The organism is Corynebacterium sp. HMSC056F09 (assembly GCF_001815785.1).
Classification (GTDB): Bacteria; Actinomycetota; Actinomycetes; order Mycobacteriales; family Mycobacteriaceae; genus Corynebacterium; species Corynebacterium hiratae.
In genome coordinates this window covers 69,051-93,191 of record NZ_KV821885.1, presented here as the reverse complement: position 1 = coordinate 93,191, position 24,141 = coordinate 69,051, and the positions used below count along the sequence as shown (strand labels likewise).

19 protein-coding genes are annotated in these 24,141 nt (G+C 57.8%); 9 read left to right on the top strand and 10 right to left on the bottom strand.

Translation table 11 applies throughout. The features are described from left to right. Window positions 1-15 precede the first annotated feature (15 nt). Both HMPREF3056_RS00525 and HMPREF3056_RS00520 read right to left on the bottom strand, forming a co-directional pair. Window positions 16-1,920, bottom strand: a complete 1,905-nt coding sequence (locus HMPREF3056_RS00525) for a DIP1281 family NlpC/P60 protein (protein WP_070753906.1) — start codon at window positions 1,918-1,920, stop codon at window positions 16-18. A gap of 1,409 nt (window positions 1,921-3,329) precedes the next feature. Continuing rightward, window positions 3,330-3,806 (bottom strand): Rv1476 family membrane protein, encoded by a 477-nt coding sequence (locus HMPREF3056_RS00520; protein ID WP_070511802.1) that lies wholly within the window; start codon window positions 3,804-3,806, stop codon window positions 3,330-3,332. Between the two features lie 303 nt (window positions 3,807-4,109). On the opposite strand from HMPREF3056_RS00520, the gene acnA reads away from it, so the two are divergent. The 5 genes from acnA (at window position 4,110) to HMPREF3056_RS00495 (ending at window position 10,201) form a co-directional block, all read left to right on the top strand. Next, a complete protein-coding gene (acnA, locus tag HMPREF3056_RS00515; RefSeq protein WP_210401765.1) occupies window positions 4,110-6,926 on the top strand; it encodes an aconitate hydratase AcnA in 2,817 nt (938 codons plus the stop codon). Window positions 6,927-7,103: 177 nt separating this feature from the next. Further along, complete coding sequence (locus HMPREF3056_RS00510; protein WP_070547417.1) at window positions 7,104-7,676, top strand: TetR/AcrR family transcriptional regulator; 573 nt, start codon at window positions 7,104-7,106, stop codon at window positions 7,674-7,676. Window positions 7,677-8,075: 399 nt separating this feature from the next. Beyond that, window positions 8,076-8,516 carry a hypothetical protein gene (locus tag HMPREF3056_RS13655; RefSeq protein ID WP_246822442.1) on the top strand — a complete coding sequence of 147 codons (441 nt, stop codon included), beginning with the start codon at window positions 8,076-8,078 and terminating at the stop codon, window positions 8,514-8,516. Between the two features lie 103 nt (window positions 8,517-8,619). Continuing rightward, the gene (locus HMPREF3056_RS00500; RefSeq protein ID WP_046649127.1) at window positions 8,620-9,402 is read left to right on the top strand and encodes a hypothetical protein; all 783 of its coding nucleotides are present in this window, start codon (window positions 8,620-8,622) and stop codon (window positions 9,400-9,402) included. Window positions 9,403-9,661: 259 nt separating this feature from the next. After that, a complete protein-coding gene (locus tag HMPREF3056_RS00495) occupies window positions 9,662-10,201 on the top strand; it encodes a hypothetical protein (RefSeq protein ID WP_246822449.1) in 540 nt (179 codons plus the stop codon). On the opposite strand, the gene HMPREF3056_RS00490 is transcribed toward HMPREF3056_RS00495, so the two are convergent. Next, window positions 10,198-10,887, bottom strand: a complete 690-nt coding sequence (locus HMPREF3056_RS00490; RefSeq protein ID WP_046649125.1) for an SDR family oxidoreductase — start codon at window positions 10,885-10,887, stop codon at window positions 10,198-10,200. The two genes, HMPREF3056_RS00495 and HMPREF3056_RS00490, sit on opposite strands and share 4 nt — an antisense overlap. Window positions 10,888-10,966: 79 nt before the next feature. Here HMPREF3056_RS00490 and HMPREF3056_RS00485 point away from each other — a divergent pair, with 79 nt between their 5' ends. Together HMPREF3056_RS00485 and HMPREF3056_RS00480 are read left to right on the top strand one after the other, a co-directional pair. Further along, window positions 10,967-11,236 (top strand): ACT domain-containing protein, encoded by a 270-nt coding sequence (locus HMPREF3056_RS00485; RefSeq protein ID WP_010186707.1) that lies wholly within the window; start codon window positions 10,967-10,969, stop codon window positions 11,234-11,236. Window positions 11,237-11,251: 15 nt separating this feature from the next. Beyond that, window positions 11,252-12,616, top strand: a complete 1,365-nt coding sequence (locus HMPREF3056_RS00480) for a PFL family protein (RefSeq protein ID WP_046649124.1) — start codon at window positions 11,252-11,254, stop codon at window positions 12,614-12,616. Here HMPREF3056_RS00480 and HMPREF3056_RS12900 read toward each other — a convergent pair whose 3' ends face one another. The 4 genes from HMPREF3056_RS12900 to HMPREF3056_RS13260 form a co-directional block, all read right to left on the bottom strand. Further along, entirely contained in the window at window positions 12,617-13,825 is a 1,209-nt protein-coding gene (locus tag HMPREF3056_RS12900; protein ID WP_168166770.1) for a CHAT domain-containing protein, read from the bottom strand. 15 nt (window positions 13,826-13,840) lie between these two features. After that, window positions 13,841-14,419, bottom strand: coding sequence for a lipoprotein LpqH (locus HMPREF3056_RS00475; RefSeq protein WP_049155693.1), 579 nt, complete (start codon window positions 14,417-14,419; stop codon window positions 13,841-13,843). Between the two features lie 121 nt (window positions 14,420-14,540). After that, window positions 14,541-15,500, bottom strand: coding sequence for a hypothetical protein (locus tag HMPREF3056_RS00470; protein ID WP_049155694.1), 960 nt, complete (start codon window positions 15,498-15,500; stop codon window positions 14,541-14,543). Beyond that, the gene (locus HMPREF3056_RS13260) at window positions 15,500-16,180 is read right to left on the bottom strand and encodes a hypothetical protein (protein ID WP_141759829.1); all 681 of its coding nucleotides are present in this window, start codon (window positions 16,178-16,180) and stop codon (window positions 15,500-15,502) included. Before HMPREF3056_RS13260 ends, HMPREF3056_RS00470 begins: the two co-directional genes overlap by 1 nt. A 663-nt stretch (window positions 16,181-16,843) precedes the next feature. On the opposite strand from HMPREF3056_RS13260, the gene HMPREF3056_RS00460 reads away from it, so the two are divergent. Next, window positions 16,844-18,232 (top strand): tetratricopeptide repeat protein, encoded by a 1,389-nt coding sequence (locus HMPREF3056_RS00460; protein ID WP_141759828.1) that lies wholly within the window; start codon window positions 16,844-16,846, stop codon window positions 18,230-18,232. Window positions 18,233-18,412: 180 nt separating this feature from the next. Here the strand turns inward: HMPREF3056_RS00460 and HMPREF3056_RS00455 are convergent, their stop codons facing one another. The 3 genes from HMPREF3056_RS00455 to HMPREF3056_RS00445 form a co-directional block, all read right to left on the bottom strand. After that, window positions 18,413-19,168 carry a hypothetical protein gene (locus HMPREF3056_RS00455; RefSeq protein WP_070753901.1) on the bottom strand — a complete coding sequence of 252 codons (756 nt, stop codon included), beginning with the start codon at window positions 19,166-19,168 and terminating at the stop codon, window positions 18,413-18,415. A 125-nt stretch (window positions 19,169-19,293) separates the two neighbouring features. After that, window positions 19,294-20,256 carry a nucleoside hydrolase gene (locus tag HMPREF3056_RS00450; RefSeq protein ID WP_070753900.1) on the bottom strand — a complete coding sequence of 321 codons (963 nt, stop codon included), beginning with the start codon at window positions 20,254-20,256 and terminating at the stop codon, window positions 19,294-19,296. 13 nt (window positions 20,257-20,269) lie between these two features. Beyond that, window positions 20,270-21,901, bottom strand: a complete 1,632-nt coding sequence (locus HMPREF3056_RS00445; protein WP_070516612.1) for an ABC-F family ATP-binding cassette domain-containing protein — start codon at window positions 21,899-21,901, stop codon at window positions 20,270-20,272. Between the two features lie 160 nt (window positions 21,902-22,061). Here HMPREF3056_RS00445 and HMPREF3056_RS00440 point away from each other — a divergent pair, with 160 nt between their 5' ends. Next, window positions 22,062-24,062, top strand: a complete 2,001-nt coding sequence (locus HMPREF3056_RS00440) for a fructose-specific PTS transporter subunit EIIC (protein ID WP_070753899.1) — start codon at window positions 22,062-22,064, stop codon at window positions 24,060-24,062. Window positions 24,063-24,141 lie beyond the last annotated feature (79 nt).

Genomic DNA, 24,141 nt, shown 5'->3' with positions numbered 1-24,141 from the left:
TAGCAACGCACCCTCCTAGATCAGGCGCACGGCATAGGGGGCCATGCCGCCTTGGCGTACGGGGGTGATACTCACGTTTTGACCGGATTGTGGGGCTTCAACCATGGTGCCATCACCAAGATAGATAGCCACGTGATGGTTGCCGCTAGGGCCATAGAAGATAAGGTCGCCGCGCTCCATTTCGCTCGGGGAAATCTTCGTTCCCTTCTGGTACTGGTATCCGGTGTAGTGCGGTAAGGAAATACCCACGCCGGCGAAGGCATACAGAACCAGCCCCGAGCAGTCGAAACCAACCTTGTTGTAGTCACCGTGGGAGTCTGCAACGCCTCCATCACGGATGCCCTTGGTAGGGCCATTTGCGTCACCGCCGCCCCACGCATACGGAACACCGACCTGGGAGGTGGCACGCTCAATCACGGTCTCGATCTTTGCTTCGCGGGAGGCGTCGCCCAGCGTTGCCGATGCCTCCTTGGTCACGCTGTCGGTGGTATCAAGCTCTTCTAGGACGCCGGACAGATCGGAGGCAAGAGAATCCTCGTCCTCAGTGGACGTGGTCGTGGATGCCGAATCACTTGTCGACGTCTCGGTGGATCCCGCCGCCGTAGATCCCGTGCTCTCCCCTTCGCCCTGAAGGGCAAAGAGCTTCAAAGAGCCCTGCACCAGTGCGTCGATCTCGTCCTGGGTCAAGCTGTTGTTGTGGTTAGGCTGGGACGCCGCCACCATCGAGGCGACGGTTCCAACTACGCCGATGCCGAGGGCAACCGTCTCAGGATCGATGTCACCCGGATCAAAAGAGCTGCCGCCTCGGGGCAGCCCCGTCTCCTTCTTCTCAGAGCCCGTTGCGCGAGTAGAAGACAGCTCCTGCACGTTTGGATCCGAAGCAACCGCGTCTGCAGCGCTTGAAAGTTCCTTCATTTCCTCCGCAGAGACCGTAGGGGTCGACCGCTGCGCTTGGAGCGTAGGAGTCTTGGCTTCAGAGGCCGAAGGGCCAGCCGGTGCGTCGGTCGTGGACTCGGCGGCAGTCGTTGTGCTGGCGGGCTCGGACGGGGCTACCGTGGGCTCGTCGGCGTCGTCAGCGGTCTCGGTAATGTCCTGCGTATCGCTCTGCACCTCCGAAGTCAACGGCCCATCATTGACCTCCAGACTAGTCTCAGGGGTTGACTCTTCATCGCCGTCAAGCCCCTTAGCCTGATTGAGGGCCTTATGGAGAGCGGAGAGTTGTGAGAGAAGATCATCGCGTTCGGACGCCGAATCCTTGATGGAGGCTTCGGAGGCGGTGAGCTGATCGCGTGCTGCGGTCTCGGCATCAGCGGCCCGGTCCGCGCGCTCCTCAGCAAGCTGCTGGGTCTTGCGAAGCTGAGATTCCTTATTGGCCTTTTCCGTCCGCTGCTTTTCCAAGTCACGCAACACCGCCTGTTGCTTATCGGATTGCGATCGTAGATAGGACTGGCGCTCGAGCATATCCGAGCGGGCGTCTTTACCTGCTGCATGAGCAACGGTGTCGGAGGTATTGGCGCGGCGGTAGGCCGAACGTGAGACCTCGTCCAACTTTGCTTGCGCATCCGCGACATCCGCCTGCGCGGCGTCGAGTTGCTCGCGCGCCGTCGTGGTCCCCTGGCGTGCCTGGGCCGCCTTGGTCCGAGCGTCGTTGAGATCGACGAGCGCCCGGTTCACAGATTCGCGTTGGATACCGATGGCTGCTTCGGCCTGAGCGATACGTTCCTCGATCTGCGCGATTGCGCCGGCGAGGTCAGCGATGGACGGATTATCGGAGGATAGCAGGGAGTCGATGTTGAGCTGCTCAGGTTCCGCCGCCACTGCAGGAGTGAGCGAGGAGGCAGTAGATAAGGCTGCAGTGGTCGCAATAGCAGCGAAGGCTGCTTTGAAGCGCCGGAAGCCGAAAGATGATGTGGTGGCCACGAGAGTTATCTCCTAGACACCTACCCATGTAGTTGTGCATCCTTAAAGTACTTCCTCATGGCTGGGCGAAGCCGGATGCGGCAGCAGAAAACGCCGCCGGGACTTGAGGATGCTTCTTCGCCAATAGCGAGTAGGTACTGCGGGGAGCGTCGCCTCCCCCACCACTTCGAAGCTGAAAGGTTGCATGCGTGCCTAAGGAAAGCCGTGCGCTTCCTAGAGTTACGCCTTCGAGGCTGATGAAGCGGAGATGGATACGCGAACAAGAGTGGTCGAACGAGGCATGTACGTCCTGGCGCAGGCAGGAGTATTCCTGCGTTCGTGCCCCTAAAGGGCACTGTGTTCTGCCAACAACGGAGACACTAAAGGTACTGCGCAGGCGCTGTGTGTACACCAACGTCTCATCAGACCGCCGTCCCAATCTTCCAGTTGCAGAGCGTCCCTCGCTCGATAGCGAGTACGCCTAGGACTAGCCGCGATCCGACGACGAAGGGGCACACCTCTGGCTGAGGGCCACGTCTCTCACGGTTCCTCCTCGCTGGACGCCGCGCTCGTGAAAGCAGCAACTCGCGCCCACATGGCACGAGTGCCCGCCTCCATGGCTGGCACCCAACCGGAAACCGGAAGAGCATACGGCCGCTTCTTGCCCGCTACAAAGACGCGCACAATGAAGTGTGTGAAGCCTCTTCCACTCGGAAGGTAGGTGTTTCGATTTTTAAAAGTTGAACACTGGTACCGACTGCCTCGGGCAAACTGTTCCGCTACTCGCGTCAGCAGTGACACGACGTTCATCCACCAGGCGGTGAACCCCAACTGTTCCCTTCGCTCGTGGCGTGCTTCCCCACATACCCGTGCGACAAATCAATTGAGAGTCAAGGCTTGGTCCATGAACGTATGGAGCAATAGTCAACCCGTGAGTCGATACGTGAACCATACGTCACCGACACTCCATCTCGCACACTTTCCTCAATTTTCACATCAGCCACGTGCGGGCACAGGGCATGACAGGAGCACCTAACCTGCAATGACTTTGTTACCAAGGTGTGATTGTGATGTTTATCACGTTCGAGTAACGCCTACTTGTAAGGTCTGCTTTCGGGGCTACCTGGCAGTGAATGTACGGTGTCACGCCTTGAGGCTTGTCTCACCGACCGCTCTCGTGATTGCCCCAGATTGCTACATCCGTCCTTCATGTCGGACTGGGGCACGATGCTCTAGCGGGCCATTTGACCCTCGGTGAAATTTCACGGCCTGGCAAGCCCCGCAATCACGGATAACTTGCCGTTCGGCGCGCGACGCAAACCACTCCCCCGCTTCGAAAGTAAAGGGATAGTGGTTGACTTTTGCCACTTCCCCACTCCCCTGCCGTCAGGCCCCAACGAGTAGCGAAGTGCGCGCCGTAGTTATTCCGCCTATTTTTCGGCGATCAAATTGTGCCGAGCAGACGCGCGGAAGGCTATCCATCCGACGGCCGAAGCGAGGCAGAAAAGGAGCCCCAGAATGATTCCCCATGGTGCCGAAAAATGGTCAGCGGTGGCATAGAAATCATTGAGCAGCGTGACCTGATCGAGACCGGTTGGCAACGCATCTTCGGCCGCCTCCAAGGTTGCGCGGTCATAAGAATTGCTCACCGCGGAGACCTTCATGGGCGCCTGCAAGATGACAGTGTCTAGCCCTGTCTGTCGCTGGAGGGTTGTCGCTAAGTCGCGGAGATCCGGAATCTTCTCCGGGAAGACGTCAACCACTGCGATACCGTGTCCGGGTTGTAATGAGGCTGAGATGTGGGCCTGGAGGTCGTCGTCAAGCGCCAGCTCCGGATTAGAGAAGGCAACGCCGTCGGCTGACAGCTGTGCGGCAATATCGTCTACATTTACGTCCGCCGGGATCATTTGCCACTCCTCGTTATCTTGTAGCGCTTCGGTTCCCCAGATTCGTGGTCGAGCCTAAACCGCCGGACCCGGGCAAGCTTCGCGACGCGCCGCTACCCCCGAAATGGATGAAACAGAACGCGCGTACTGTTATAGTGGTGTCGACCGAGGGTTCTTACATCTACAATGTATTAGAGAACATGCGTGTTCAAAGATCGTCGACACGCTTGGCCTCCTGAAAGGTCAGTGCTAGTCGGATAGTTCGACGAACCCTCGACAAGTGTTCGATAACCCACAAGCGAAAAGCAAGGAATGGAGCTCCTTATGACTGAAAGCCTGAACTCCTTCGGCGCCAAGAAGACTCTTGAGGTCAACGGTAAGTCTTATGACTACTTTGACATCAACGCAGTCGAGGGCCTGGAGAAGCTTCCGTACTCCCTCAAGGTTCTGGCTGAGAACCAGCTGCGCTACGAGGACGGTAAGAACGTAACCAAGGATCACATCAACGCTTTGGCCAATTGGGATCCGTCCGCTGAGCCGGATACTGAGATTCAGTTCACCCCGGCCCGCGTTCTCATGCAGGACTTCACTGGCGTCCCTTGCGTGGTGGACCTCGCAACCATGCGTGAGGCTATCACCGCACTCGGTGGCAAGCCGGACCAGGTGAACCCGCTCAACCCGGCCGAGATGGTTATTGACCACTCCGTCATCGTCGAAGCCTTCGGCTCTACTGAAGCCCTCGAGAAGAACGTGGAGATCGAGTACGAGCGCAACCAGGAGCGCTACCAGTTCCTGCGCTGGGGTGCTGAGAACTTCTCCAACTTCCGCGTTGTCCCCCCGGGAACCGGTATTGTCCACCAGGTCAACATTGAGTACCTCTCCCGCGTGGTCTTCGACAACGACGGTCTCGCATACCCGGATACCTGCATTGGTACCGACTCCCACACCACCATGGAGAACGGCCTGGGCATCCTGGGCTGGGGCGTTGGCGGCATCGAGGCAGAGGCAGCGATGCTGGGCCAGCCGGTGTCCATGCTGATCCCGCGCGTTGTGGGCTTCAAGCTCACCGGCGAGATTCCGACCGGCGTGACCGCTACCGACGTGGTTCTGACCATCACCGAGATGCTGCGTCAGCACGGCGTGGTTCAGAAGTTCGTTGAGTTCTACGGCAACGGCGTGAAGGCTGTGCCGCTGGCCAACCGCGCCACCATCGGTAACATGTCCCCCGAGTTCGGCTCCACCGCTGCGATCTTCCCGATCGACGAGGAGACCATCAAGTACCTCGAGCTCACCGGTCGCCCACAGGAGCAGATCGACCGCGTCGAGGCATACGCCAAGGCACAGGGTATGTGGCTGGAGCAGGATGCTCCGGAGGCAGAGTACTCCGAGTACCTCGAGCTGGACCTGTCCACCGTGAAGCCGTCCATCGCTGGCCCGAAGCGCCCGCAGGACCGCATCCTCCTCTCCGAGGCCAAGGAGCAGTTCCGTAAGGATCTGCCGACCTACGCTTCCGGCGAGGTTGTTGCCGACGAGTCCACCGTTGAGGCCAAGCGCATGACCGCCGAGGGCGGCGACGAGAACTCCCTCGTTGACGTGACCGGTGGCCTGAACAAATCCCGCGCAGGCGAGGGTGAGTCCGCTGCCAAGGGCGGCTCCGGCCGCCAGTCCAACCCGGTGACCGTCACCTCCCCGAACGGCGGTGAGTACACGCTGGACCACGGTATGGTTGCCATCGCTTCCATCACCTCCTGCACCAACACCTCCAACCCGTCCGTTATGGTCGGCGCTGGTCTTATCGCACGTAAGGCTGCTGAAAAGGGCCTGAAGTCCAAGCCGTGGGTTAAGACCATTTGTGCTCCGGGTTCCCAGGTTGTGGATGGTTACTTCCAGCGCGCAGACCTCTGGAAGGATCTAGAGGCCCTGGGCTTCTACCTCTCCGGCTTCGGCTGCACCACCTGTATCGGTAACTCCGGCCCGCTGCCGGAGGAGATCTCCAACGCCATCAACGAGCATGATCTGGCTGCTACCGCGGTGCTTTCCGGTAACCGTAACTTCGAGGGCCGTATTTCCCCGGACGTCAAGATGAACTACTTGGCTTCCCCCATCATGGTCATTGCCTACGCTATTGCGGGCACCATGGACTTCGATTTCGAGACCCAGCCGCTGGGCCAGGATCAGGATGGCAACGATGTCTTCCTCAAGGACATCTGGCCTTCTCCGCAGGAGATCGAGGACACCATCCAGCAGGCCATCTCCCGCGAGCTCTACGAGGCTGACTACGCCGACGTGTTCAAGGGCGACGACGCATGGCGCAGCCTGGATGTCCCGGAGGGTGAGACTTTCAAGTGGAACGAAGACTCCACCTACATCCGCAAGGCACCGTACTTCGATGGCATGCCGACTGAGCCGGAGCCCGTTCAGGACATCAAGGGCGCTCGCGTCCTTGCAAAGCTCGGTGACTCCGTGACCACCGACCACATCTCCCCGGCCTCCTCCATTAAGCCGGGTACCCCGGCCGCTCAGTACCTCGATGCCAACGGTGTGGAGCGCCAGGACTACAACTCCCTGGGTTCCCGTCGTGGTAACCACGAGGTCATGATGCGCGGTACGTTCGCTAACATCCGCCTCCAGAACCAGCTGGTCGACGTCGCCGGTGGCTACACCCGCGACTTCACCCAGGAGGGCGCACCGCAGGCCTTCATCTTCGACGCCTGCGAGAACTACAAGGCAGCCGATATCCCGCTGGTTGTCCTGGCAGGTAAGGAGTACGGCACCGGTTCCTCCCGTGACTGGGCTGCTAAGGGCACCAACCTGCTGGGCGTAAAGGCCGTTATTACCGAGTCCTTCGAGCGCATCCACCGCTCGAACCTCATTGGTATGGGCGTTATTCCGCTGCAGTTCCCGGAGGGCGAGTCCCACGAGTCCCTCGGCTTGGACGGCACCGAAACCTTTGACATCGAAGGTATCGAGGCTCTCAACGAGGGCGGCATTCCGAAGTCGGTTCACGTCACCGCCACCAAGGAATCCGGCGAGACCGTTGAGTTTGATGCCAAGGTTCGCATCGACACGCCTGGTGAGGCCGACTACTACCGCCACGGCGGCATCCTGCAGTTCGTTCTGCGCCAGATGGTCAAGGCCTAAACCAACCTTGCCCACCATGCAGGTTCCCCGGAAACGGGGTGGCCTGCATAGTTAGGCGGATAGGCCAGCCAGCAACATAGAGTGCTGGCTGGCCTTTCTGCTTCCCGCCCCACATACTCCACATACTTCCGTCACTCGTCTATCCCCCAGCCGCGCTTTAAGGAGCTTTTCCCCACCATGCCGATTATGAGCGACTCCGAACTGAACCGCCGCCGCCATGACATTCTGGTCGGTGCACGCAGATGCTTCGCTGAGCACGGCTATGAAGGTGCCACAGTTCGACGCCTCGAAGAAGCCACGGGTAAATCGCGCGGGGCTATCTTTCACCACTTCGGCGATAAAGAGTCTCTCTTTTTGGCCCTGGCTCGGGAAGACGCGGCCCGCGAGGCCGAGGTCGTAGCAAACAACGGTCTCGTTGAGGTAATGAGCGAGATGCTGCGTCACCCAGAGCGCCATGACTGGCTTGCTACCCGGCTTGCTGTGACCTCGATGCTGCGTACCGATCCCTCCTTCGCTGCTCGGTGGCATGAAGAGCAGCAGGTTTTGGATAAGGCGGTCCGTGCGCGCTTGGAATCAAACGCCGAGAAAGGCCGGCTGCGCGACGACGTCTCTATTGATACCCTCGTGACTTATCTAGAGACCTTCATGGACGGTTTTATCAACCGCCTAGCGCTCGGGGACACGAAGAATCTAGAACAGGTGTTGTCCTTAGTAGAGCAATCGATTCGTGGCCCACACGCCGGTCACTAAACGCTTAACACTCAGTGCCGGAGTGTGGTTGACGCTACACTGTGGCGCATGGACCATACTCCCCTACAGCTTCCGCGGACGCAGTGTGGAATTAGTCTGAACGCCACACCCCGGCTTGCTCCGAAAGAACAGCGCGCCCACGATGCTCAGCCGAGCCCGCGAATGGACAATTCAGGTCTTCGCGAGGTCATCGAGGAGGCTGGGCCCCAGCCTGGGCGCCTGAAGCTCAGCGACCTGGCAGTCTGGGTCATCATAGGTCTAGTTGGACTATTTATGTGCAACATGACGTTCTCTTTCTTCGCTGGTGATTTTGGTCCTCCGCGATTCAGCTTCTCTGACATCGGCATATTTTCGCTAATCCCTATCATTTTGTGTTTCCTCAGCGCGACCTTTGTCGCTGTGAGCCTGTGGAACATCCTCAAGGAAATCGGTAAAGCTCGGCGTTTGCGCACCGCGTGGCGCAATGGCTGGGTAGAATACCGTCCCGCTCTCATCGGTGAGTTGGTTTACCTGCGCAGCAAAACCGAAGGTCCCGATGATCGTGAACGGACCTATTTCTATTACTCCGCGCCGCTCATGATCCTTCAACCAGACGGCGCACTGGCGAAGGCCATGTCCGGTGAGTTCCGCGCAAACAACCCGAACTGGTTGAGATCACGTGGCGCTGCACTGGCAGAGGGCTCCCGGATCGCTACCGTGGATACTGCGAACAATAATGGCTGGACCGTCGCTGCTTACCGCACCGACGGAACGAGCTCGGAGGCGGAACTCTCCAATGGACTCACCGGCCGCCAAGTTGATGCCGTTCTCCACTTCGCCGAACAGCATTGGGCGCGCTAAGCCGCTGTTCGATTGGTTGGCCCGCCGCCCAACACGGGTCCTACTCCCCATTAGGTGTTGAACCGACGAGAAAGGCAGCTCTAACCCCTTTACACTGTGATCCATGACGCAATCTTCTATTCAATTGCCTCGGTCACCGCTGAAATTTGATGCAGTCAGCGCAGGCTCCCTCGCGCCTAAGGAGTTAAAGGAGCATGATCAGCAGCCGAACCCTAACGTGGACCGCAGCGGTATACGCGAAGCTATCAATAGTGTCGGGCGACCGATCGGCCAAGCCAATCTCGGCGCGATCATCTTTGGATTCATCTTCATCTCCATGGGTGTCATGTCCCTATTCTTCACAGTGTTCCATGTGCTATTCCTCTTTGTCCTATTTCCGGGCGCAGACGGAACGAACGGCGGGATACCAATAGCCAGCATTATCAACGGGCTTGCCGCAATGGTATTCATCTTTGTCGGAGTCATGCTCGTGCGGGGTCGCTGGGGAAGGAGAACTAGGTTGCGGACCGCCTGGGCGAATGGGTGGGTTGAGTACCGTCCTGCGTTAATCGGGGAGCTCGTCTACAAGCGCCGCGTCGACTACAACGACAACACCGACTACTATTACACCGCCCCGATACTCATCTTGCAGCCAGACGGCTCGTTGAAAAAGGCCATGACAGCGGAGTTCGTCGCTCCGAACCCGAATTGGCTGAAGCTTCGCGGCCGGCTGCTCGCCGACGGTCCCCTCGTCGCCACCGTTGACTTCAACCACAATAACGGCTGGAGTGTGGTGGGATACCGCGCCGACTCGGACAAACCGCAACTAGAACTCCAGCATGGTCTGCGCAAGAAGAACATCGAGGCGGCGCTGTCTTTTGCTGAGCAGAACTGGGTAAAAGGTTAACGCTCAACAGCGTGCCATCGGGACGCCCCACCTTCTTCAGGAGCCCACCACAATGTCTCAGCAAGCGATAGCCCCCTTCGACTTTCCGAATCATGAATACTCCGAAAGGCTCATTCCTCGTAGCTTAAGGGAAGTATCTTCGCCAAACCCTTCTCCTACGACAGCTGCCGTCGGTCGCGCCATTGCAGCGGCTGGGCCATTGCCGGGTCGATCCACATCTGGATGGAAGAACCTGCGGACCAAGCTCATCGTGGCGGTAGTGCTACTCGCTATCGCGATATCAGCCATTATCGGCGAAGATACGTCCATCAGCTCGGGGTGGCAGGGATTGGCCGTCGCAGTCTTTGTCCTCGTGCTCGTGGTCGCGGCAGGTAGACAGATTCGGTCCATTCGCAGTTCAACGTGGGGCGCACGCCGACTGGGCACCGCCGCAGAAAAAGGCTGGATTGAGTACTATCCCGCTCTGCTCAGCGAGATCTGGCAGACCGGTCGGCACGTGCCGCATGCCGATCCCACCGAGTACTACTACAAAGCCAAGGTGCGCCTCTTCCTCCCCGACGGCACGGTTCAAGAAATCATCAGCGACGAGTTTGAATCCCACACGTCTCCCCGGTCCTTCCGCGAGCAAGGTATTGCCGTGGTGCGCTTCCAAAGCCAAGCCACCTTCGAGCACACCACGGGGTGGTACATCGCCGCCCACCTCGCTACTAAACCTTTTCGCCAGGCGAGCTTGCACAACGGTCTGACCCGCGAGCAAGTAAGTGCTGGCCTTAACGCCGCGGCGTCTCCTGCATCCTAGATGTCCTTAACGCTGCCTTCACCATCGATGAACTCCAGAGGCGAGGCCGGGAAGCTATCGCGGCGAGCAACCTCAGCGACAACCTCGGCGACAAGCTCCCGGGAAGTCGTCATATCGCTGGTGCGCTCGGCATCGCTATCGAGCACAGTGATGCCCTGGGAAGGCTCTTCCGTGAGCGCTGCAGGACCCAGAATGAGGTAGTTGAGATCCGTCGAATTAAGCTTATTGTCTACGGCCTTCTTGGACTCCACGTAGGCGTACCACGACTCATCGGAAGGATCGGTCGTGTTCTCCGTAGCGCCGATGTAGGAAATCATCACGTAGGCCGGGGTGTGCTTCCCCTCCTCCGCTAGCTTCTCCAAGCCAGCGATGGAGGCAAGTGCCGCATCGCGGTCGACTGCCCACGTCACTTCCGCACCCGCGCGGCCACCGTTTCCAGCGCCCCACACGACGACGTCATAGTCAGCCAAAAGCTCTGCCCAGTCCTCAACAGAAAGCTCGGTGAGATCGCGCACCACTGCGGTGGCGCCTAGGGCTTCAATATCAGCGACCTGGTCGGGGCTACGGATAAGGGAATGGACGGTGAGGTTGGCGTCGACAAGCTTGGGCGCCGCCAAAAGCCCAACCTTTCCGTGGCCGCCGATGTACAAAACCTTCTTGCGTGCAGTTGTTGTCGTATCAGTCATGTGCGCCACCGTACGCGCTATCTGATCTCACTGCAGGACCCCAGGGCAGCTGGAAAAACGTACAGGTTACAATCTAGTCATGATCGCCATCATGACTGTTACCGGTGTCGATAACACCGGCATTATCTCCGCCGTGTCCACCGCCCTCGCAGAACTTAACGTCAATATCGTTGACGTCTCCCAGACGCTCATGTCTGAGTACTTCACCATGATCTTGCGCGTCGAATTCGATGAGAACGAGGTCAGCATCCAGCAGCTCCAGGAGCGGATGAACACCGTCGGTGAGTCCATCAAGCAATCCATTCGCGTGCAGTCGGAAGCGCTGTTCACCGCAATGAACGAGATTTAGGGACGATAACCAGTCATGCTTAACCGCTTCAATACCGCCAGCATTCTCGACACCATCGAGATGATCGAGAAGTACCGTCTCGATATCCGCACCGTCACTATGGGCATTTCGCTGCTCGGCTGCACCCGCTCCACTATGGAAGCCACCGCCGAGGCCGTGTACGACCTCGTGACATCCCGCGCCGCACACCTGGTTGAGGTGTGCGAGGGAATCGAGGCCGAGCTCGGCATCCCGATTGTCAACAAGCGCATCTCTGTCACCCCCATCGCGCTCATCGTGGCCGGTATCGAAGGAAACCCCGTGGACGTTGCCCGCGCGCTGGATCGCGCTGCCGCAGCGACCGGTGTTGACTTCGTCGGTGGCTACTCCGCGCTCGTCGAAAAGGGCGCAACGACCGCCGAAAAGGCGCTTATCCGTTCCATCCCGGAAGCCCTGGCAGAGACAAACCTGGTCTGCTCCTCGGTGAATATCGCTTCCTCCCGCGCCGGCATCAACATGAATGCTGCGGCACAGATGGGACGCATCATCAAGGAAGCTGCCGAGCTCACCAAGGAGCGCAGCGCCATCGGCTGCGCCAAGCTCGTGATCTTCTCCAACTCCGTGGGCGATAACCCCTTCATGGCCGGTGCCTTCCACGGCATTGAGGAACCGGACTGCGTCGTTTCCGTAGGTGTATCGGGCCCGGGCGTGGTCGATCGCGCGCTCGGCTCCCTTGAGGGCGCCACCCTCAACGAGGTCGCCGAAGAGGTCAAGAAGGCGGCCTTCAAGGTCACCCGCGCCGGCCAGCTCGTGGGTGAAATGGCTTCGGAGCGCCTCGGTGTCCCGTTCGGCATCATTGACCTCTCCCTTGCTCCCACCGCAGAGCTGGGTGACTCCGTCGCGCACATCCTGGAGCACATGGGCCTCGACCAAGTGGGCACGCACGGCACCACGGCAGCGCTCGCACTGCTTAACGACGCCGTCAAGAAGGGCGGCATGATGGCCTGCTCCCGCGTGGGTGGGCTGTCGGGTTCCTTCATCCCGGTTTCCGAGGACAAGGGCATGATCGATGCGGTGCGCACCGGTGCTATCTCCATCGACAAGCTGGAGGCCATGACCTCGATCTGCTCGGTGGGCTTGGACATGATCGCCATCCCGGGTGATACCTCTGCTGAGACCATCGCCGGCATGATCGCGGATGAGGCCGCCATTGGCGTGATGAACCATAAAACAACCGCCGTGCGCGTTATCCCTGCTCCTGGTACCAAGGCTGGCGACGAGGTCAACTTCGGCGGCCTTCTAGGCTACGCTCCGGTCATCCCGGTTAACCAGGTAGGCAACTCCACCTTCATCAACCGCGGTGGCTTCATTCCGGCACCGGTGCACGGTTTCCGCAACTAGTCAGCGCACGAAAGTCTGCATCGCCGCCCAAAGCAATGGGGTGTCCTTAACGTGGCCGTCGCGAAACCACGCTTCCGCACGGTCACGTTGCCACAAGTTCATTGCACGCGCCGGATTAGATGAATCTAATGCTTCATCGGCTGCAAGAATCAGTCGCCGCAACGGTGTAGAGGGAAGGTATGAATCCGTGGGTATCGTCCACGAAGCAGCGATGACGTACTGAGCGCCCCGCAAATGCGCGGCCAAAGACAAACCCATGGGTTCGAGAAAAGTATGGTCGGTACCAGAACCACACCCAATGAATGCCACGTGTTCAGGGAACACGAACTCTTCATCGCTTAGAATCTCACCGGCGGTCAACGGATCGTGCTGCCCCGTGTCATCAACACAACACAAGTGGAGTGCTGATGATGCCCCTGAGGAGGTGAGATCCTGTCCCACGCTAACGTGTCCCACGTACAGAAAAGCGGAAGCTTTAGGCAGTACGGACTTGAGCCACCGGCGATCTAGATCACTACGTCTAGCTAGTTCAGAGAAAACGGTCGCTGTGGGAATAAGGTTTCCAGTTCGCCGCCCTAAAAGTGCTGCTAGTTCATCGTTGTCTTGGGGTGGTCCCAGGACCGAGCCCAACGCCGAAGTCGGTTGGTATCCAGGAACTTTAGGATCGATGACAGCTATAACCCCGCGCCGTGTTCCGTTAACACGCAAACGCGAAGCTCCTTTATCGCGGCGTTTCGCAAGGCGGGAAGCATTGCGGGGAATAGCTATAGCGACGTCCGCAAAGTCCAAAAGTAGCGTACGATGATTTCCTGCAGTTTCTGTTTGAATACGCAGGAGTGCCCATGGAATCCGAGCTGCAGTTGGAGATACATGGATCTTCATGCAAACGCGCTCGGCGCCATGCCCAGAACGTCGAATTAACGCTTGGGTCAGTTCAGTGGGAAGAAGACCATCAGCTAGTCTTGCCCCAAAATCCGCCGATTCTTGTGGAGAGGCCAATGGACCACTCAAGGCGCGGTCGAGCGCTTCCTCCGCAGATTCAGCAGGGCGAGCATTGGGCAATGCCTCCTCATAAAAGTTGAGAAGAGTCTGGCGTAGCGCTGGGTCAAGACGAGACGCGTGCGCGTCTTCCTCTCCTTCCCAGCGCCACGTGATCCAGCAAGTGCTTGCCTCAGCAAACCACAAGGTCAGGACTTGTTGCCCACTCACCACGTCTTACCTTGATTAACCGCAGGTAATCTTCAATTCGAACGGCTTCGTTTCCATGCTGGTCGGGTTTTGTGGATCGGTCACAATGCCCTCACCCGACACGGTGTAGCTGTCGCCGTCCTTCGTCGCCGTAGCGGAGCCCATCGGGCTACCCTCAGCGTAGGCCAGGGTATTTCCATCTGCATCCATCATTCCGACACCCTTCACCGTGGGGTTATCATCGGTGGAAAGCATTGCGGAGATACCAGCTGTACCGGAACCTACTGCGAGATTCATCGTGCCAGCTGCCTCCTGGCATACGATGGTTTCGTCTTCTACCACGATGGCCTGGCCATCAACTGTGGCTTCATAGCTTCCACCGATTGAAGCGGTCTTCGCATCTGCATTTGCAGACTCATCTTCGCTGTCGTTTGATTCTGCATTCGCATCAGAATCTGTACTAGAGTCTTCAGTCTTTTCAGCCTCGTTGGCAGCAACTTCGGTGGTAGCGTCCGCAGACTTTTCGCCGTTGTCGCCTTCAGATTGAGAACAGGCAGCGAGCGTTGTCAACGAGACGGCGGCAAGAAGAGATACGAGAGACTTAGTGATCTTCACTGGAGTTCCTTTCTTTGCATTTAGCTGTGCATTCGAGTGCCAGCTAGCCTCAGTATTGGAGAATGCTAGCTCTACCACTCACAAAACTGGTCCCCCAAAGGGGGGGATTCGATGCCTTCAATCAGTAAAGAGCAACGCACTCTTCGGCAAAGCTCAACCTGTCGCGAGCTCGCAGTCGCTCCTGAGCAAAGGCCCTAATACGGTTGCGCACTTCCTGGCTCTCGTTGACATCAACCCCAACTTGTACGACCACGTCAGTCCAATCTTGAAGCCATACCTCAGCTACCGTGAGACCTAACGGCACAGACGCGAATCCCCGCTTGTCGAGATATCCGTGGGCTAATTCCTCAGGTCCGCGAAGCACCCGCACCTCAAGGCCTTCACCGTTTGACTGCTTATCAGCGAGTAATACTTGGATGTCTAGCACCGGATTCGGAGCCGCTTCGACATGCCATTGAACGGGATTCTCTGTCGCATCAACTACATGTGCTGGCAGCCCTTGCCACGCCGGGGAGGATGTACCACTAAAAATGGGGCCCGTGATCGCACACTCTTGAACTGTGCCCGCGACCAAAGCATAGTCAGATTGTGCCTGGTTGTCCCTTGTTCTGTTTAAGGACACTGAGGTGTCCTCAGTACGAGAAAACTGATACCCGTCGACGATTGTTTCTACCTGCATAGCCACGTCGTTGATCTCACGAACCAGCCCCTCATCACTCAGCTTGGGTACCCCATCAACGGCACTGGTCGGCCACCAATCTCGTAGCCACTGGCCATGAGCGAGCTTTCGAAGCGCCAGTAACGTCTCCAGATTCCATTGAGCAGCGGCATTGAATGCTTTTCGCATGTTGGGGTTCTGCGCCGACTGTACAAATTCAACATGGGCAGGCTCTCCGATGAGTTCCCACAGCCAATCGCATTCGTCTTCGTCAGTGATCGTGATGCGTGGCCGGCTCCTTTCGGGCTCGTCGATATTCCACTCCAATAGCGCTCCCCTAGCTTCAACAGCTTGGATAAGTGGAAACTCTGAGAAACTAATAACGCCCGATGACCAGGCTCCATCTTTCAATGTCCACTTCATCAGGAGCTCCTCTCAAGAGACTTACGGATTCTTGCGCGGTGGTCAAGAATGACAGAACGGGTAATGCCGGTCAGCAATTCTTTAGGGCTTTCAGCCGGGGGACGTGGCCTAATTTCGCGACCGTGTAGTCGAGACCATAAGCGGTTCAACCAAGGCTTCCAGAAATCTTGCAAATCAGCAACGATCTTGGTTTGGTCAGCATGGATGGCTCCCCCAGCACATAATTGGCGTCGCAAGTGCATTACATATGCCTCCCTCCGTATTCTTTGCTGGAGCTCGCCTACAAACCCCTCTGCCGCTCCGACGTCGTCAGAATCAACGTGAAGCAGCGGAGTTAGCTGAGGTGCTATCACCGTGCCAACAAGGAATAGCGCTTGGCTTCGGGCATCGTGGAGGCCAAATGCATCCACTGCCCTTTCAATCTCTTCGATCACGATTTCCGCAGCTCCGACCTCAGAGTCTGCGTCCCGATGCCGAATTAACGCTGCCCGCACGCGCTGCTCAATGGTGCGGTCAAGCGGAAGAAATGCCGAACCTAACAACTCCGGTGGAACAAGGGGATCCTTCTCAGAAAGAGAAACTGTTTGCGTTTTAGGGACAATAGCTTCCAGAAACTTCTCAATAATTCCTTCTTGATCTCGCATTTCAAAAGCGATAGCCCGAACGTCTTCTGTAGCCACAAAGGCTTCAAGACTCTCCCCTGACTGATCAAGAAGAGCAAGCGCTAGCCGTTCACTAAGTCCATGAGTTTGAGGGGGTACTCTTCTGTTGTACCAAGAGGAAGTCCATGTCTTCTCCGCATAGTCATGCGTTTCCTTTGACCTCAGCACCTCCATCACTTCTCTCGTGCTGGGGCCAATCGTATGTATGGAATCTAGTAGTGCACTAACGAGCTCGCTTACATCGCCCTCGGGGGCTCCCCTAGTAATGGCGAGCTCATAAGCTCGGGGATAATAAAGCTCCTGGGGATTCCCTTCCGAGATTCCCAGTGCTTGTCTCATTTCCTTGAACTCGAGATACCACAAGGACGTCCATGACAACGCCTCTCGGGAATCAACCAGAAGCTGGTACATCTCGGCAGCGTCCGCGGGGTTCAACAGTGCCTTGGCGAGATGCTTTCGTTCCCGCGGCCTAAAAACTAGTGGATCAAGTAGACATTTCTGTGTTCGTGCCAGAGGCAGACCCTTCTTATTTACTAGCGCAGGTGCGTCAATCTCTGCGGCGGTCCACGCATCCGCAATTACTGCAGTGCGTGGTCTCAAGGTAGCCATGGGCTTCGTTACCTCTCAACGTAAGTGTCCAAATCATTGACAACAAATTCCAATCTGTGCTGAGATTATAGTGTGTTCGATTCCATAAAAGTGCGTACTTCGGCACGAGCTTTCAGAGCTCGATGTGAGGAAGCAAGCTCGAAAATGCGGGCTGGCGACGATTCGCGGCGAGAAACCCCTGTCCATTGGAATTCCACGAAATTAACTAATTCGGAACAGTGTTCTAAGGGTGTCTCTGAGCTCAGCAACCTACTCTTAGAATTTCCTCAAGTCACTCGTGAAGCCAACCTTGCTTTGTCCATCGACCTTCTCCACGGAGCCCTTTCCACTATTGAGAGGAAAAAGCTAAGGGTCGACGACCCGTCTCAGTTGATGCGCCTCGAAGACCAACAATGGGCAATCACATTCAGCGTCGCTCAATCGCTTCGTTTCGCCAATAAGCTAGAGGAAGCCGAAAAGAGAGTCGCTGCACTCGAAGAACTAGCTCCGCGAACACTTGAACCTGTACAACGCACTTTCCTAACAAAAACTGAACGTGCTGCGTTGTTTATGTGCCAAGGACAACACAATCAGGCCGCTATAGCCTATCGAAACATACAAGCCTTAGCTCGAAGTCTCGGCACTTCTTATCTTGGAATCGTTCTTTTAGGAGTGGCACAAACCGAAATGATGCTTGGTGATTATGCCGCTGCTGAGCTAAACCTCAACCGTGCAGAGCCTTTGATAGGCGAAGATCCGAACCACGCGCCAACCCTGCAACTTACACGCGCTTATTTGCGTCTCTTGAGCGCACATCCAGAGTGGGTTAGCAGTGTTTCTCTTGCTATCGCACAAATTGGAACAACCATAGTCACGGTTGAACCGCAAGTTAGCAAACAAATAATGCTTATACAGGCACATCGATTACATCTCGAAGGCCGCCACGATGAAGCTTTACATACACTCGAAGAGTGTGCAGCCCTGGCGTACGACCAACATGACGTTTGTTTCTTCTCTGATGTCTTGCAACAGCAGGCTTTCGTACACCAACGCCTTGCACATGCCACTAGCGATGTTGATGAGACCGCACAACATCACCGGATCGCGATGCGAAAGCTCTCGCAGGCCCGCGCCATTCGTCAGGAGCACGGGCACAAATTGTCTACGGCATCGATCGATGTGACGGCAGCCGAGTATATCGTTCAATGGCACGATCGCTATCACGGTGTGTCTCACAATGAACTTAGAGAAGCCTTCCAGCGCATCATCGCGGCTATGCGGACTATTTATAGCGTCAGCCAAAGCATTGCGGAGAGCAGAACCCGCTATAGGTTTGTACGTTCAAGGTTGCGACATGCCTTTGAAGCCGCTTGTTCATTGGCACTTTTCCTTGGGGATACTCCAGCGCTTTCGGCCCTCATCGTAGAAGCCACCGCACAGTATGACTGGAGCGTAGTTCACAAGGCTGGCACCGATAACTGAGAACAACCTATCCGGTGGATGAGGAGTTGGCCTACTAGTTTTCGAATGTCGGCGCTGTTGCCCCGGGCCCCCTCATTGAGGCACCCAATACTCTCCTGTTCCTCAGTAAGCCGGCCCAAGCATCACCAGACGGCTCCCCATGGCAGCACGCTCTCCCGACGAAGGTAACGAAGGTCCGTTTTATGGTGCTGCTTCTCGGTAATCACTAGCGTTGCGTAGTTGCGCCTCAAGCTCCGCAATTATCGGCAAGGCCAGCTCCGCGCGTTCGGCATCAATTCCCCACTTCTCCGGTTCACTGCGGACCATGTGGGCTGTGGCCTTGAGAAAGCGGGCGAAGTTTTCCACGACGGCGCGGTTGTTGTTGCGCACGCCTTCGGTAAGCACGGTATTGCTTAGCCTTTCGATCCAGATTTCGAGGATGTGAGTCGAGGTGCTTTTGCCAATTGTGGTGCAGGCAGCACGCGCAAGCCGCAAGCCCTCATCGTCATGCCACACTCCTCCGGGGGCGCGAAGGCGGCACGAGATGATCGCTGCGCCTTCGACGGCAGGGATCCTCCCCTTGCGAACACAGGTTTCTACATAGTCAGCGCCGCAACCAACGGCCATAATAGGGCCGATGTCTTTAACAATGCCGCGTGTGTCATCCTCCGTGACATACCACGCGCGGAAGGTGAGGTAGTCCTCATAGCGGAAGTGGCCTGCCTCCGCCAGCACGTTGAGCAACCGAGCGGACAAAGCCTTCGTCCACACCTTGTCTGTACGCAGGTAGCCGCTGAGGCGTTCACGAATTTGATCAAGATGGTCATCCCACTGACCAGACTCAATGCCCTCTTTCAATTCGGTATAGGCCCAGTCCACGCGGACCTCAGGTCGTTTGCTCACTAATCCGGTGAGCAACGGTTCAATAACGGAATCGAGGTTATTGGCGGTGTTCATGACTTCTTCCTCTCCTGCGGCAGCACGCCGGGGTCTGACCACTTCTAGACCCTGTGCGTGGGAAGCGGAAGGACCCAAGAGAAGAGTCTTGAGCGGTGTGTGGTTGTGGCCCCGATTCTAGCGCACTATAGGTTTACTGGAAGACCAAGAAGAGATGCTGCGCGCAGAAATTCTCGATGGGCGGTGCCAACATCGACGGCGGTAACCAGCGCGGCATTAGCGGCCCGATCCCAGTGACCGCGCAGGTCCGCCACGCTCGTTCCGCGCAACCATTCCGGTTCACTGACTACCCGTACGGTGGTCGCGGTGGAAAAGAACGGGACCTTCTGCAACGCCACCATGCAGGTGAGCAGATCATGTATCTGAGCCTGATAACCCGAGCCGTGCGCCTCGTGGAACTCGAAGTAGAAGCGCATGATCTCCGGTAGAACGTCCGCCACTGGGTGCTGCGCGAGCGCTTCACGCAGCCGTTCCAGCTGCGTCGGGCCGAGGAGCATCGTCTCAGTGACGTTGAGTGGGCACAGCGTGGTGGGCCTTGAGGTGGATTCAAAGAAGTCGCGCGCAGCATGCGGGTCGACCCAGAAGTTCCACTCCGCCGTTGGCGTGGTGTTGCCGGGATAGTTCACAGCACCACCCATGATGGTGACACCGGAGAAGCAGGCGTAGTCGGCAGCGTGCTCCGCAGCAAAGTGCGCGGCATTGGTCAATGGTCCGGTCACGATGAGCTGCGCGTTGCGGTCCGCAGCTTCGGTCCAAATGCTGGTCCACTCGGCAGGCTCAGCACTAGCGTGCCCCTCCGGCACGCTCAGGTACCCAAGACCGCTTGGGCCGTGAGTTTCCGGAGTGGTTACCAGCTCCACCTGGCTGGGCTCCGGAAGCCCCGCCGCGACGGGCACCTCATCCAGGCCACACAGTTGCAGGATGTAGGCAGCATTGCGGGTGGTCTGATCAATCCCAACGTTTCCAGCGGTGGTAGTAACACCGGCCAGTTCGATCTCTCCGGCGCGGTGAAGCGCGGCGAGGTAGATCAACGCTAGGGCATCGTCGATACCGGGGTCGCAATCAAGGAGAACAGGCTGGGCAGTCATGCCCGAAAGTTTATTAGGCCAATTCCACGATCTCCATGTACTCGTCGTTCCACAGATCCTCATCGCCATCGGGCATGATGATGACGCGCTCCGGCTTGAGTGCCTTGACCGCACCTGGGTCGTGAGTAACCAAGACCACGGCACCTGTGTAGGTGCCTAGGGCATCAAGCACCTGCTCGCGAGACTGTGGGTCGAGGTTGTTCGTGGGCTCGTCGAGAAGCAGCACGTTGGCGCGTGAGGACACCAGCGTTGCCAGCGACAGTCGGGTTTTCTCACCACCGGAGAGCGTTCCAGCAGGCTGTTCCAACTTGTCACCGGAGAACATGAAGGCGCCCAGCAGTCCGCGCAAATCCTGCTGGCCAGCGTCAGGGCATGCCTCAATCGTGTTTTCCCACACGGTCTTGTCTGGATCGATATTGTCGTGCTCCTGAGCAAAGTATCCGATGCGCAGGCCATGGCCGGAGACGATGCCTCCTTCGCCGTCGGTGCGTTCCACGCCCGCCAGCAGCTTGAGCAGGGTCGTCTTGCCGGCACCGTTGTAGCCCAGCACGACCACGCGGGACCCCTTGTCGATGGCCAAGTCGACGCCAGCGAAGACCTCCAGCGAGCCATACATTTTGGTCAGGCCCTTGGCGTTCATCGGGGTCTTGCCGCAGGGTGCAGGTTCGGGGAACTTGATGTGGGCAACCTTATCGGCCACGCGAACGTCATCAAGCTCGTTCATCATGCGCTCTGCACGGTGCAGCATCTGCTTGGCGGCGGCGGCCTTCGTGGCCTTCGCTCCCAACTTGGCGGCTTGCTTGTGCAGGGCTGCGGCTTTCTTTTCCGCGTTGGCGCGCTCGCGGCGGCGACGAGCTTCATCGGTGGCGCGGGCATCAAGGTACTTCTTAAAGCCCATGTTGTAGACGTCTGCTTCGGCGCGAACGGCATCGAGGAACCAAACCTTGTTGCACACGGCCTCCAGCAGATCGACGTCGTGCGAAATCATCACGAGGCCACCTTCATGCTTGGACAGAAAGCCGCGCAGCCACGTAATCGAGTCCGCGTCGAGGTGGTTGGTGGGCTCGTCGAGAAGCAGCGTTGTCTGGGACTTGCCTGACCCAGCCGAAGCTGCGAAGAGAATTTGCGCCAGCTCCACGCGGCGGCGCTGACCGCCGGACAGCGTCTTAAGCTGCTGGTCGAGCACACGCTGCGGCAGCCCCAAGTTATCGCAGATCTGCGCGCATTCGGAGTCCGCCTCATAGCCACCTAAGGTGTGGTACTCCTCCTCCAGGCGGGAGAACTTACGAATGGCCTTGTCTCGGAATTTATCGTCCGTGGCGGTTTCCATCAGCTCTTGTTGCTTGGCCATGCGGCGCTTGATCTCATCCAAACCGCGGGCAGAGAGCACGCGCTCACGCGCAGTCTGCTCAATATTGCCTTCTCGAGAATCCTGCGGCAGGTAACCAATCGGACCTGAGCGCGTTACCGAGCCGCCATAGGGCTCGGTCTCCCCCGCCAGGATGCGCATGGTGGTCGTCTTGCCCGCGCCGTTGCGCCCGACCAGGCCGATGCGATCCCCCGGCTGCACGCGAAGGTGCTGGCCGGGGGCGTCGAGAAGCGTGCGTGCGCCCACGCGCACCTCGAAATCATTGGTCACAATCACGTCGAAACAGTCTAGCAACCAGGGTAGTTAAACCCGAACCAGCGGCAGGGCCCAATCAGCATATATCTGGGGTTCCAGGTTGTGGTGCCCTTTGGAAAACCTGATTCCTGTTCGGCGCGTTTCACTTATGCATGAAGTTCGATGTGACTAGATTGGCGTCATGAGCACATCAGACACATCGAGATCTCCATTAATCCTCGCGATTACCGCATGTCCGACCGGAATCGCCCACACCTACATGGCCGCTGAGAACCTGGGGGCTGCTGCCGCTGAACTGGGTTACCGCATCAAGATTGAGACACATGGTTCAATTGGCGTCGAAGGCACTTTTAGCTCTCAGGACATCGAGGAAGCCGATGCCATCGTGATCGGTGCCGACACCGTCATTGCAAAGGACCGCTTTCGCGGAAAGCGCCTAGCAGCCACTGGTGTCGATGAAGCTATTAAGCATCCAAAGGAACTCCTCACTCGCGCACTGTCAGCGGCGAAGTGGCAAGAGGAGACTTCGAGCGAAGCGGTACAAGGGAATCAAGGCGTAGAGACCTCCGGCAGCGCCACTGGGTTCCGTGCCGTGAGTGAGACCCTCTACAAGGCGCTAATGAATGGTGTCTCCCACATGATTCCGTTCGTGGTCACCGGTGGTCTCCTCATCGCGGTAGCACTCTCAATCGGAGGAACACCCACGCCCGAGGGCCTGGCTATCCCCGAAGACTCCTTCTGGAACACCCTGAATGAGCTTGGCGGCCTAGCCTTTTCTCTCATGGTGCCGATCCTTTCCGGTTATATCGCGGTCGGCATTGCGGACCGCCCCGGTTTAGCGCCGGGACTCATCACTGGTCTTATCGCTACGACCGGCTCGCTTTACGGCTCTGAAGCTGGAGCGGGCTTCCTAGGAGGCATCGTCACAGGCATCCTGTCAGGCTACGTAGCCCTGGGAATCAAAAAGATTCCCGTTAATAAGTACATCGCCCCGATTTGGCCGATCATCGTTATTCCGATCTTCACCACGCTCATTGTGGGGCTCATCTTTATCTATCTTGTCGGTGCGCCAGTAGCCGGCGCCTTTGAAGCCATGACCGAGTACCTCGCCGGGATGGAAGGCTCCTCTGTCATTGTCCTCGGTCTCGTCATTGGCGCGATGATCGCTTTCGACATGGGCGGTCCCTTTAATAAAACTGCCTTCCTGTTCGGCGGGGGCATGATTGCAGCCGGCAATGCGGCTCCGATGGGCATGGCGGCTACCGCCATCGCTGTACCGCCCCTGGCGGTGGGTGTTGCGACCCTCGTACGCCGTGCTTGGTTCAATAAGGCGGAGAAGGACGCCGGTATCGCCGCGCTCTTCATGGGGTTCTTTGGCATCACTGAAGGCGCTATCCCTCTTGCGGCGGCACGCCCGCTGCAGGTCATCCCAGCCAACGTCATCGGTGGTGCGGTAGCAGGCGCCCTGGCAGGTGCATTCGGGGTCAAGGACCATGTCATGCATGGTGGCCCCATCGTTGCTGTGCTCGGGGCTGTCGACAACGTCGTGGGCTTCTTCATCGCACTGCTTATTGGTGTCGTTGTCTGTGCTTCCGTCATGCTTCTGTTGATCGGACTTACCCAAAATAGAAAGGCCCAGAGTAAGAATGAGAGCTCTGGTGAACGGGGTGAAGCGGGCATAGCTAAGGAGGATGTGTCAGAAGCACCGGTCCAGGAAGAACCTTTGCTTTCTGCCGACACGGTGAGCCTTGACCAAGACCTTGGCACGAATCGCAAGGAAACGATCGATTCGCTAGTCCAGCTTGTCTCCCCTCGGCTTTCTGATCCTTCCGCAGTTATCACTACGGCCCTAGAGCGGGAAGCGAAGCATTCGACCGGTGTGGGGCATGGTGTGGCTATCCCACATGCTCGTTCCGCGGGAGTGACAGTGCCGACTTTGGCCTTTGCTCGTCTTCCCGAGGGGATTACGTGGGCAGAGGGCGAGGAACCAACGACGTTGGTCTTCCTCATTGCAGTGCCTGAGGACGCCGGCAAGCAGCACCTCAAGCTGCTTTCCAAGCTGGCGCGGGCAATCATGAAGGATGATTTCCGTACTCGCCTACAATCCGCCGCATCCAAGGATGAAGCGGTGGACATCATCTCCTCGGCTTTGGATCCGGCGTCCTCACCCGCTTCGTCATAGCAGTGAGTACTCAAGCTCTTAAAGCTACTTAAAATACCGCGCATTATGGAAAAAGAAACCGCCAGCCCGAGTGCGCAAG

Bases quoted from the DNA above. Each gene is read 5' to 3' on its own strand.
- HMPREF3056_RS00510 (WP_070547417.1), top strand. From the start codon at position 7,104: ATGCCGATTATGAGCGACTCCGAACTGAACCGCCGCCGCCATGACATT.
- HMPREF3056_RS00440 (WP_070753899.1), top strand. From the start codon at position 22,062: ATGAGCACATCAGACACATCGAGATCTCCATTAATCCTCGCGATTACC.
- HMPREF3056_RS00500 (WP_046649127.1), top strand. From the start codon at position 8,620: ATGACGCAATCTTCTATTCAATTGCCTCGGTCACCGCTGAAATTTGAT.
- HMPREF3056_RS00455 (WP_070753901.1), bottom strand. From the start codon at position 19,168: ATGAACACCGCCAATAACCTCGATTCCGTTATTGAACCGTTGCTCACC.
- HMPREF3056_RS00485 (WP_010186707.1), top strand. From the start codon at position 10,967: ATGATCGCCATCATGACTGTTACCGGTGTCGATAACACCGGCATTATC.
- HMPREF3056_RS00450 (WP_070753900.1), bottom strand. From the start codon at position 20,256: ATGACTGCCCAGCCTGTTCTCCTTGATTGCGACCCCGGTATCGACGAT.
- HMPREF3056_RS00490 (WP_046649125.1), bottom strand. From the start codon at position 10,887: ATGACTGATACGACAACAACTGCACGCAAGAAGGTTTTGTACATCGGC.
- acnA (WP_210401765.1), top strand. From the start codon at position 4,110: ATGACTGAAAGCCTGAACTCCTTCGGCGCCAAGAAGACTCTTGAGGTC.
- HMPREF3056_RS00470 (WP_049155694.1), bottom strand. From the start codon at position 15,500: ATGAAGTGGACATTGAAAGATGGAGCCTGGTCATCGGGCGTTATTAGT.
- HMPREF3056_RS00480 (WP_046649124.1), top strand. From the start codon at position 11,252: ATGCTTAACCGCTTCAATACCGCCAGCATTCTCGACACCATCGAGATG.
- HMPREF3056_RS00520 (WP_070511802.1), bottom strand. From the start codon at position 3,806: ATGATCCCGGCGGACGTAAATGTAGACGATATTGCCGCACAGCTGTCA.